At 39.5% G+C, this 11,175-nt stretch carries 11 protein-coding genes; 10 read left to right on the top strand and 1 reads right to left on the bottom strand.

Annotation, left to right across the window (positions count from 1 at the left end; genetic code table 11):
• The first annotated feature begins 27 nt into the window (after nt 1-27).
• From def to A5866_RS10065, 8 genes are all read left to right on the top strand, one after another.
• Nucleotides 28-522, top strand: coding sequence for a peptide deformylase (def, locus tag A5866_RS10100; RefSeq protein ID WP_086277939.1), 495 nt, complete (start codon nt 28-30; stop codon nt 520-522).
• Nucleotides 515-1,456, top strand: coding sequence for a methionyl-tRNA formyltransferase (fmt, locus tag A5866_RS10095; protein ID WP_086277940.1), 942 nt, complete (start codon nt 515-517; stop codon nt 1,454-1,456). The genes def and fmt overlap by 8 nt, the downstream gene beginning before the upstream one ends.
• Before the next feature lie 5 nt (nt 1,457-1,461).
• Complete coding sequence (rsmB, locus tag A5866_RS10090) at nt 1,462-2,826, top strand: 16S rRNA (cytosine(967)-C(5))-methyltransferase RsmB (protein WP_086443613.1); 1,365 nt, start codon at nt 1,462-1,464, stop codon at nt 2,824-2,826.
• A 15-nt stretch (nt 2,827-2,841) separates the two neighbouring features.
• On the top strand, nt 2,842-3,591 hold the full coding sequence (locus A5866_RS10085; RefSeq protein ID WP_086443614.1) for a Stp1/IreP family PP2C-type Ser/Thr phosphatase: 750 nt from the start codon (nt 2,842-2,844) through the stop codon (nt 3,589-3,591).
• Nucleotides 3,588-5,780, top strand: coding sequence for a Stk1 family PASTA domain-containing Ser/Thr kinase (gene pknB / locus A5866_RS10080; protein WP_086443615.1), 2,193 nt, complete (start codon nt 3,588-3,590; stop codon nt 5,778-5,780). The genes A5866_RS10085 and pknB overlap by 4 nt, the downstream gene beginning before the upstream one ends.
• Nucleotides 5,781-6,073: 293 nt before the next feature.
• Entirely contained in the window at nt 6,074-6,973 is a 900-nt protein-coding gene (gene rsgA / locus A5866_RS10075) for a ribosome small subunit-dependent GTPase A (protein WP_086277947.1), read from the top strand.
• A 12-nt stretch (nt 6,974-6,985) separates the two neighbouring features.
• Complete coding sequence (rpe, locus tag A5866_RS10070) at nt 6,986-7,636, top strand: ribulose-phosphate 3-epimerase (protein ID WP_086277949.1); 651 nt, start codon at nt 6,986-6,988, stop codon at nt 7,634-7,636.
• A complete protein-coding gene (locus A5866_RS10065; RefSeq protein ID WP_086443616.1) occupies nt 7,636-8,277 on the top strand; it encodes a thiamine diphosphokinase in 642 nt (213 codons plus the stop codon). Before rpe ends, A5866_RS10065 begins: the two co-directional genes overlap by 1 nt.
• A gap of 43 nt (nt 8,278-8,320) precedes the next feature.
• Here the strand turns inward: A5866_RS10065 and rpmB are convergent, their stop codons facing one another.
• Nucleotides 8,321-8,509 carry a 50S ribosomal protein L28 gene (rpmB, locus tag A5866_RS10060; protein WP_010761898.1) on the bottom strand — a complete coding sequence of 63 codons (189 nt, stop codon included), beginning with the start codon at nt 8,507-8,509 and terminating at the stop codon, nt 8,321-8,323.
• Between the two features lie 266 nt (nt 8,510-8,775).
• Between rpmB and A5866_RS10055 the strand changes: the two genes are divergently transcribed.
• Nucleotides 8,776-9,138, top strand: coding sequence for an Asp23/Gls24 family envelope stress response protein (locus A5866_RS10055; RefSeq protein WP_086277953.1), 363 nt, complete (start codon nt 8,776-8,778; stop codon nt 9,136-9,138).
• A 205-nt stretch (nt 9,139-9,343) separates the two neighbouring features.
• On the top strand, nt 9,344-11,017 hold the full coding sequence (locus tag A5866_RS10050; protein WP_086443617.1) for a DAK2 domain-containing protein: 1,674 nt from the start codon (nt 9,344-9,346) through the stop codon (nt 11,015-11,017).
• Nucleotides 11,018-11,175 lie beyond the last annotated feature (158 nt).

Genomic DNA, 11,175 nt, shown 5'->3' with positions numbered 1-11,175 from the left:
ATGATTGATTTTAAGAAAGGAAACTCTATGCGCTATCCTATAGTGATACACCCTAATGAACGCCTAAAACAAAAAGCAAAACCGGTGACAATGATCACGGATGAAACAGTGAAACTTCTAGAAGATATGTACGAAACGATGATCGCCCATGATGGGATTGGTCTAGCAGCGCCACAAATTGGGAAAAACTTGCAATTAGCAGTGATCGAAGTGGATGATGAAACTGGTTTATTTGAGTTGATCAATCCTGAAATCATCGAGCGAAAAGGCACAGATATCGATGTGGAAGGCTGCTTAAGTATTCCAGAAACCTATGGCACAGTTGAACGAGCAGATGAAGTAACCGTTCGTTACTTTGACCGTGAAGGACAGGAGATCGAAGTGACCGCCTATGGTTATCTCGCTAGAGCATTTCAACATGAAATCGATCATCTAAATGGTGAATTATTTATCGACAAAATCATTGATCCAATCAAACCAGAAGATTTAGATGCATATATGGAGGAACATTTAGATGACTAAATTAATTTTTATGGGAACACCCGCATTTTCAGTCCCGATTTTAGAAGGATTAATCGAAAACGGTTATGAGATTCAAGCAGTCGTGACGCAGCCAGATCGCCCCGTTGGACGTAAAAAAGTAATTACGCCAACACCTGTGAAAGAAGCGGCAGTCAAACATGGATTACTTGTTTTACAGCCGGAAAAAATCTCAGGTTCACCTGAAATGGAAAAAATTATCGAACTTGCGCCTGATCTGATTGTGACAGCCGCTTTTGGACAATTTTTACCAGAGAAAATTTTAACTGCGCCAAAACTGGGAGCAGTCAATGTTCATGCGTCATTATTGCCAAAATATCGTGGCGGAGCGCCTGTTCATTATTCGATCATTGAGGGAGAAAAGGAAACAGGTGTCACGATCATGGAGATGGTGAAGAAAATGGATGCTGGAGATATCCTTTCTCAAAAAGCGATTCCCATCACTAAAACAGATGATGTTGGGACGATGTTTGATAAATTAAGTCTTGTGGGGAAAGAATTATTGCTGGAAACATTGCCTAAAATTTTAGCTGGTGAAATCACGCCACAACCTCAAGATGAAAATGAAGTAACGTTTTCTCCGAATATCACGAGAGAACAAGAACAAATCGATTGGCATAAAACAGCGGAGCAAGTCGACAATCAAGTACGCGGTATGCGCCCGTGGCCGACAGCTTTTACTACCTATAATGGAATCAATTGGAAATTATGGGATGTTACCCCTTTGGATGAAACGACAAATGACGTTCCAGGAACAATCATCAAACGTAGCAAAAAGGAATTATGGATCGCCTGTGGAGAAGGGACCGTTCTTTCTGTCAACACGATTCAGCCATCCGGCAAAGGAAAATTATTTATCCAAGACTTCTTAAATGGCGTCGGTAAAACAGTCGCAGAATCAGATAAGGTGGGCTAGTCAAGATGGGAAAGAAAATACCAGCAAGAGTAAAAAGTTCTGTCCGCTATGTGGCATTAAGAACGATTGAGCGCGTTGATAATGGCGGTGCCTATTCAAATTTATTATTAAACGAAATGATCAATAAGTCTGCTTTAGGAGAAAAAGATAGTCGCCTATTCACAGAACTAGTGTATGGCACGATCAGCCGAAAATTGTTATTAGAATATTATCTAACGCCATTTATTACCAACCCTAAAAAAGTCGATAGTTGGGTGAAAAATTTACTGAGTTTATCAATCTATCAATTAGTCTTTTTAGATAAAATTCCTGATCACGCCATCATCAATGAAGCTGTTGAAATCGGGAAACACCGAGGCAATGTTGGTATCGGTAAATTTGTGAACGGTGTACTTCGGGCATTTCAACGAGAAGGAGCACCAAGTTTAGACAATATCAAAGATCCTGTCGAACGCCTATCAGTAGAAATCAGCATGCCCAAATGGCTGACGGAAAAGTTAATCAAACAAATGGGATTGGAAGAAACAAGAAAATTAGGGTTGTCGCTTTTTGAAAAAAGTCATGTTAGTGGTCGTGTGGATACACGTGAAATCAGCATTGAAGATGCGTTGAAGGTTTTACAAGAAGACCATATCGAAGCCCAAGCTAGTCAAGTTTCCCCTTATGGTGTGGTTGCGGATAAAGGCTTTTTAGCTGGAAATTACTTGTTTGATGCAGGGAAATTGACGATCCAAGATGAAAGCTCGATGCTTGTTGCCCCAGCCATGCAAATCGAAAAAAATCATGTAGTTTTAGATGCTTGTGCGGCGCCTGGTGGTAAAACAACACATATCGCAACATTCCTTGATGCAGCACAAGGCGGTCGTGTGAAATCTTTAGATATTCACGATCATAAAATCAAGTTGATCAAACAAAACGCTGATCGTCTCCATGTAAAAGACGTCGTAGACACTGAAAAATTAGATGCACGCAAAGTTGGAGAAGAATTTCCAGCAGAATATTTTGATCGGATTTTAGTAGATGCACCTTGCTCTGGATTAGGGTTGATGCGTCGTAAACCAGATATTAAATACAATAAAGCAGCACAAGATTTTGATCAATTACCTAAAATTCAATTAGAAATTCTTGAAAGTGTTGCCCCAACGTTAAAACATTGCGGTATAATGGTCTATAGCACATGTACGATTGCCGAAGAAGAAAATCAAGAAGTTGTTGCAGCATTTTTACAAAAACATCCAGAATTTAAAAAAATAGATGTCAGTGTTAGCGAGGCTGTAGAGCCTTCTGTGCATGAGCAAATGCTCACGCTATACCCGCATCAATTAGGCACGGATGGATTCTTTATTTGCTGTATGCAGAAAGTTTGTTAAACGAGGTGAAGCATAGTGGAAATCAATTTTCAATCAGATGTCGGACGGAAACGCAATACCAATCAGGATTATGCTGGTTTATTTGAGAACCAATCAGGAGTTTCTCTAGCTATTTTAGCAGATGGAATGGGCGGTCATCAGGCAGGAGATGTAGCGAGCCAGATGGCAGTCAATAATCTTGGTGAACGCTGGCAGGAAAGTCTAATCGATACATCAGAAAAAGCTGCCCAGTGGCTGATCAAAGAAATTCAAGATGAGAATAAAATGATTTATGAAAAAGGTCAGTCTCGCCCAGAATATTTAGGAATGGGAACGACGATTGTTAGCGCCGTTTTACTTGATCAATCATTTGTGTTGGCGAATATTGGTGATAGCCGAGCTTATTTAGTTCGTAATGGTGAATTGCGCCAACTAACAGAAGACCATTCTTTAGTTAATGAACTAGTAAAATCTGGCGAAATTACTCGCGAAATGGCGGCCAATCATCCACGTAAAAATGTTTTAACACGTTCATTAGGCATGCCACGGATGGTAGAAGTCGATGTTGCTAACCATCTTTGGGTACCAAATGACTATATTTTGCTATGCTCAGATGGACTGACAAACATGGTTTCAGAAAAGGATATTCTGGCTACTTTACTTTCAGATAAAACATTAAATGAAAAAGTTGAAACACTGATTGCAACTGCTAACGAAGCAGGTGGGGCGGACAACATCACTGTCTTAGTGATCCATTTTGACGAACAGAAGGAGGAAAACCAATGATCGAAATCGGCAGAAAATTGAATGGTCGATATCATATTATTGGCAATATCGGCAGTGGCGGTATGGCAAATGTGTTTTTAGCACATGACTTGATTTTAGATCGTGACGTAGCAGTTAAAGTGTTACGTTTTGACTTTCAAAATGATCAAGCCGCGATTCGCCGCTTTCAAAGAGAAGCCCTAGCCGCTACCGAATTGGTTCATCCAAATATCGTCAGTGTCTATGATGTAGGCGAAGAAGATGGGTTACAATACTTAGTAATGGAGTATGTGAAAGGGATGGATCTAAAACGATTTATTCAAACACAATACCCGATTCCTTATGCAAAAATTGTTGATATCATGGAACAAATTTTATCAGCAGTTTCACTAGCGCACGAACATAGAATTATTCATAGAGATTTAAAGCCACAAAATATTTTGATGGATGAAAGTGGTGTTGTTAAGATCACCGATTTTGGGATCGCCATTGCCCTAACGGAAACATCTATCACTCAAACCAATACAATGCTAGGCTCTGTGCATTATTTATCTCCTGAACAAGCTCGTGGCAGCATGGCGACTAATCAGTCGGATGTTTATGCAGTTGGGATCATCCTATATGAGATGCTAACAGGTAACGTGCCATTTGATGGAGAGTCAGCTGTAACGATTGCCTTGAAACATTTCCAAGAAGAGATGCCTTCAGTTAAAACAGTTGATCCTAATATCCCTCAATCCTTGGAAAATGTGGTATTACATGCAACAGCTAAAGACCCAGCTGACCGCTATAAAACGGCTGAAGAAATGTCACGTGATTTATATACTGTATTGGCTGCTAACCGTTTAAATGAACCTAAATGGCAACCAACAGGATTGATGGGTGAAACCAAGATCCTAACGCCGATCACAGACGAAATGGAGATGCCCTCTTCCTTCAATTCGATGGAAACACCTCCAGAAGAGCGGAATGAGCATGAAGAGATTGAAGAACAGGAAGAGGCCGCAAAGAAGAAAAAAAAGAAGAAGAAACGGGTAGTCATCGTAATGATTTTATTGGCATTAACGTTGATTATTGGCGGATTATTCTATTTTGCAGGACGCGGCAGCAGCGAAGTCAAGGTACCAAATGTTGAAGATAAAACAGAAACGCAAGCGCGTAGTATGTTAGAAGATGCTGGTCTGGAAGTTAAAGCAGAGGTAAAGCAAATACAAAGTGACGATATTGAAGAAGGAAAAGTGGTCAAAACAGATCCTGAGATAGGTTCGACGGTTAAGAAAAATCGTGAAGTTGAGCTATATATCAGCTCTGGAAATAAAAAAATCAAGTTAGCTGATGTTACAGGCGACAGCTATAAAGACGCTATTGAAAAACTCGGTGAACAAGGGTTTAAAGAAAGCCAAATCAAAATCGTAAAAGAGACAGATTCTAAAGTAGATGAAGACAAAGTTATTAGTCAGACGCCGAAAAAAGGGGAAGAAGTTGACCCGAAAACAGATGAAATCACATTGGTTGTCAGCAAAGGACCAGATGATATCTATTTAGCTGACTATGCAAGCTTAGGCTATAGTTATAATAATGCAGTAACGGAATTGTTGAGTTACGGGATCAAAGAAAGCCAAATCACTCGAGTAGATCGACCAAGTGATACAGTGGTTAAAGATTTAGTCATGGAACAAAATCCAGCAGCGGGTAATCCATTTAATCCTAAAAAAGGGAAAATCACATTGACTGTTAGTTCTGGACCAGATAAAACAACAACGACTAGTTCTGAATCAAGTACAGTAGTTTTAGGAAGTTATGCTGAAAGTTACACATATGATAACGCAGTCAATGCTTTGACTAGCTTAGGAATTAAACAAAACCAAATTTCAAGAGTTGATGAAGCAAGTGACTTACCTAAGGGAACGGTTATCTCACAAGATCCAGGTGCAGGTGCGACCTTTGATCTTAAAAATGGCAAAATTACATTAAAAGTGAGTTCTGGCCCAAGTAATGTTAGCGTTCCAAACGTTATGGATCTTTCGCAAGCAGATGCTAAGGCACAAATAGAAAGTAGTGGTTTGAAGTATATTCAGGGATCTGGAGATGCTTCAAAAGGCAAAGTGATCAGTGTATCGCCAAGCGTTGGTGATAGTGTTGCTAAAGGCACCTCTATTACTGTTAATTTCTCAAGCGGAACTGACTCAACAGGTAATAACAATAGTTAGAAAATAAGTTGAATCCCCTAAAATCCGAATAAACGGCGTGGGAAAGTCAGGCACTCCATTTCATTTCGATCACATCAATCTCCAAGTATCAAAGATACTAAGAATTGAAGGCTTCGACAATTTACTAAAAACCGCACAATGCGTTTTATGCATTGTGCGGTTTTTAATTCAATTGCTAAAACCTAAACGACTTTTGCTACAACCTCTTTTTTTATAAAGAATATTGATTTATCTTGCCCTGCGTTTAGCTTTTCTTCAACCTATGGTAAAATGAAACCAATAGAGACGAGGAGGTGGCATTTCTGAAAGGTCAAATCAGAAAAGCATTAAGCGGTTTTTACTACATTTATGCAGATGGTGCAACATTTCAAACTAGAGCACGTGGAAATTTTCGGAATCGAAATATCACACCGTTAGTGGGTGATGAGGTGATGTTTGAAAGTGATAATCCAACAGATGGTTATTTGCTTGAAGTTTTTCCAAGACATAATGAATTAGTGCGTCCACCAGTCGCAAATGTGGATCAAGGTGTGGTCGTTATGAGCATGGTCGAACCTAATTTTTCTTATAACTTGTTGGATCGCTTTTTAGTTACATTAGAAGATAAAGGAATCGCTCCGATCATTTATTTGACAAAAGTTGATTTACTGAACGATACAGAGAAGGTCAGTGTCGCAGCTGTTCAACATGTCTATGGAAAAATCGGTTATCCTGTAATTGCTGCAACGAAAACGAATGACGACGAAGCAGTTCGGACTTTGGAGCAGTATTTTCCTGAACGTTTGACTGTTTTTATGGGGCAATCTGGTGCAGGGAAATCAACCTTACTAAACAAAATATCTCCCAATCTACAGCTAGCTACTGATGAAATTTCTGAATCATTAGGCCGTGGGAAACATACTACACGTCATGTGGAACTGTTGCCATTGTATGATGGACTAGTCGCAGATACGCCTGGATTTAGCTCAATCGACTTTTTAGAGATGGAAGCAACAGAATTACCTAAACAGTTCCCAGAATTTGTAGAAGCTTCAGCATCATGCAAGTTTCGTGAATGCATGCACCGCAAAGAACCTAATTGTGAAGTGAAAAGACGCGTAGAAGCTGGGACAATTGCGCAAACACGTTATGATAATTATCTGCAGTTTTTACTAGAAATAGAAAATCGCAGACCAATTTATAAGAAAAAATAAGGAGTGGCTTTAATGAAACTAGCACCATCGATTTTAAGTGCCGATTTTGCCAATTTAGAAAGAGATATTCAATTAGTCGAAAAACTAGGAGCCGACTACATTCATGTGGATGTGATGGATGGTCAGTTTGTACCGAACATTACCTTAGGACCTAATGTGGTTTCAGCAATTCGACCAGTGACAAAATTACCACTGGATGTTCATTTAATGATTGTTCAGCCGGAAAACTATATTGAAGCTTTTGCTAAAGCAGGAGCCGATATTATCACCGTTCATGAAGAATCAACACCACATATCCATCGTGCTATTCAAATGATCAAAGCCTCAGGTGTGAAAGCAGGCGTTGTGATCAATCCAGGTACACCGTTGTCAGCGATTGAATATGTGCTGGATTTAGTCGATCAAGTCTTGATCATGACGGTCAATCCAGGATTTGGTGGACAATCGTTTATTGAAAGTTCATTAGATAAAATCGCTCAATTAAAAGAGTGGAAAGAAACGAAAGGCTATACGTATGATATCGAAGTTGATGGCGGTATTGTGCCAGAAACAGCCAAGCTTTGTAAAGAAGCAGGTGCCAATGTCTTTGTGGCAGGTTCTTATATTTATGATTCAGAAAGTCCAAGAGATCGTATTGATGCATTGAGAGCTGTGTTAAATTAATGAATATTTTGCTTGTGGCTGGCGGTTCGCCGGATGAGTGGCCGCAGTTTGACCCGAAAGAGTTTGACTATTTCGTGGGTATTGATCGAGGCAGTTTATATATCGTAGAACATGGCTGGGTATTGAACATAGCAGTGGGAGATTTTGATTCTTTAACGCAGGGTGAGCAAGAACGGGTTCAAAAACAAGCGCAAAAATTGGTACAAGCGCAAGCGGAAAAAGATGATACTGATACTCAATTGGCTTTGGCACTGACGGTTGAATCATTTCCAAACGCTGAAATAACGATTATTGGTGCAACGGGTGGTCGCCTAGATCATTTTTTAGCTAACTTATGGTTACCCTTGGAACCACGTTTTCAAGCATTTGCGGGTCAAATAAAGGTAAAAGACCAGCAAAATAGTATTGCCTACTATCTTCCTGGCAGCTATATCGTGAAGCAAGAAACGGGTATGAATTATTTAGCTTACTGTTGTTTTACACCAGTTAAGAATCTGACGTTAACCGAAAGTAAGTATACGTTGGATCATGTAGATGTAGAGATTCCAACTTCTTATGCAAGTAATGAGTTTGTGGGAGCAACTGCTGGAGTGTCATTTGATACTGGAATGATAGCGGTGATCCAAAGTCGCGATAAATAAAAAAGCTGAACGGCATGCCGTTCAGCTTTTTGTTTACGTTCTATTAAACACGCTCGATTTTACCAGATTTCAAAGCACGAGTTGACACCCAAACTTTTTTAGGTTTACCGTCTATTAATACACGAACTTTTTGCAAGTTAGGTTTAACAGTACGTTTAGTAGCGTTCATTGCATGTGAGCGGTTGTTGCCGCTGCTTGTCTTACGACCAGTAAAATAACATACTTTTGCCATTTTTAGTTTCCTCCTTTGCTTTGATCTCGGAGCGATAGTTTTCAGCTCATACTAACTTAATTTATCATAGAAAGCAGTTTTTTGCAAGAAGATTTTCAAATCAGTTTGACATTTTCACACAAACGATGTAAATTATACAATTATTGGCAAAATAGATGAGACGCTCTATAATTATCTAGATAAGTTCCTTTTCATTGAGGTACGGCTATGTTAAAATATTATAGAAGAAAATTGGGCAATTGTGCTCTTTAAGGAGGCTTTCATCAATGGCTGTAAAAATCAAAACACCAGCAGGCACCATTGAGATTACCAATGAGGTTATTGCCACGGTCGTTGGCGGTGCTGCGACAGATATCTACGGAATCGTCGGTATGGCTAGTAAAAACCAAATCAAAGATAATTTAAATGGCATTTTGCGTAAAGAAAATTATTCTAAAGGTGTTGTCGTACGTCAAGAAGAAAATGGCGTTGCGGTCGACGTATATACTATTGTAAGTTATGGAACAAAAATTTCTGAGGTTTCTAGAAATGTACAAGAAAAAGTAAAATATAACCTTGAAACACTACTAGGCGTGACGTCTAATTCTGTCAACGTATTTGTGCAAGGTGTTCGTGTGTTGCCTGACTAGGTAGCCAGCTGCTAGCAAGAGTTTAGCTGGACTTGATCGTTTCACTTTTTATTGATCTAGCTCCACGAACCAGACCTCTCAACAAATAGATAAAATGCCGAAAAGACAAAAAGCATCTTTCCTGCATTTTCCTAATTTGTTCGAGGGCTAAGCGGTTCGTTTCGCTTTTCTATGCAGCAGTGAATCTCAAAGGAGGATTTTTTAGGTGAATGTAACAGAAATCAGTGCAAGTCAGTTCCAAGAGATGGTTCAGGCAGGTGCGAGTCGTTTGCATGTGAATGCAGAGTATGTCAACTCATTGAACGTTTTCCCTGTACCCGATGGTGATACAGGAACAAATATGAACTTATCTATGACGAGCGGAGCGAAAGCTGTAGCCGATTCTCGTTCTGAGAAAGTCGGAGAATTAACAACTATTCTTTCAAAAGGATTATTGATGGGCGCTAGAGGAAATTCTGGTGTTATCTTATCACAATTGTTCCGTGGTTTTTCTAAACAAATTCCAGATGTTGTGACGTTAAACGCAAAAGATTTAGCCGCAGCCTTTACTCATGGTGTTGAGACTGCCTATAAAGCAGTAATGAAACCAGTAGAAGGAACAATTTTGACTGTTTCCCGTGAAGCTGCTCGTTCTGGTGAACGTAAAGCGAAAGAAACCGATGACTGTATTGAAGTGATGGAAGCCGTTGTGAAAGGTGCTAAACGTGCTTTAGCCAAAACGCCTGATCTTTTACCAGTCTTAAAAGAAGTCGGTGTGGTCGACAGTGGCGGTCAAGGCTTGTTATTTATCTATGAAGGCTTCTTAGAAGCTTTGTCTGGTGAATTTTTAGCAACAGAAGTTTATGAGCCAAGTCCTGGTGAGATGGATGAAATGGTTAATGCGGAACATCACCGTGGTGTCAGCGGACATGTTGCAACTGAAGATATCAAATTCGGTTATTGTACAGAAATCATGGTTCAAATCGGTGAAGGTCCAACTGTAGACAGCGACTTCGATTATGAAACATTCAGAAACTATTTAAACGAATTAGGGGATTCTCTACTTGTTGTAAATGACGATGAAATCATTAAAGTCCACGTCCATACAGAACATCCAGGTGAAGTGATGAACTACGGACAAAAATTCGGTTCATTAGTGAAAATCAAAGTCGATAACATGCGTTTACAGCATGAAACATTAGTTGAACACGATGCCAAAGCAGCAGTTGCTCAAAAACCACGTGTTCCATTTGCAGTGATTGCAATTGCAGCAGGTGAAGGTGTACAAGCATTATTCCGTAGTCTTGGCGCAAGCTACATCATCAGCGGTGGGCAAACAATGAATCCTAGTACTGAAGATATCTTGAAAGCTGTTAAAGAAGTCAATGCGGATCAAGTTATTATCTTACCTAACAACAAAAATATCTTCATGGCAGCTGATCAAGCAGCAGAAGTAGCAGATATTCCAGTAGCGGTTGTTCCAACAAAAACAATCTCTCAAGGAATGACAGCAATGCTTGCATTTAATGATCAACAAACACTAGAAGAAAATAAAACAACGATGACAGAAATGATCGAAAGTGTAGTCAGCGGGCAGGTAACAACAGCTGTACGTGATACAACGATTGATAATGTTGAAATCAAAAAAGACGACTATCTAGGGATGATCGACGGTAAAATCGTAGTTTCTGAACCAGATATGTTTAAAGCATCATTGGACACACTAAAACGCATGATCGATGAAGACACAGAAATCGTCACGATTATTGTGGGTGAAGAAGGTACAATGAAAGAAGCTGAAAAATTTGTAGAAGCATTGACTGCTGAATATGAAGATCTAGAAACAGAACTTCATGAAGGTGGACAACCAGTTTACCCATACCTGTTTTCAGCTGAATAATAGATGACTTATCGAAGCCAGACACTAGTTGTTTGGCTTTTTCTATATAAAATAAAAAAAAGAGCGATACTATTCGTATTTAATAGATGATACTTGTCTAGCTTTATGAGCCAGACGTTCAAAAAAACAAACAGCGTAGTCCGCTTTTAAAGTCAGGA

The organism is Enterococcus sp. 12C11_DIV0727 (assembly GCF_002148425.2).
In the GTDB taxonomy this organism is placed as follows: domain Bacteria; phylum Bacillota; class Bacilli; order Lactobacillales; family Enterococcaceae; genus Enterococcus_L; species Enterococcus_L lemimoniae.
This window is presented reverse-complemented; position numbering and strand designations above follow the sequence as displayed.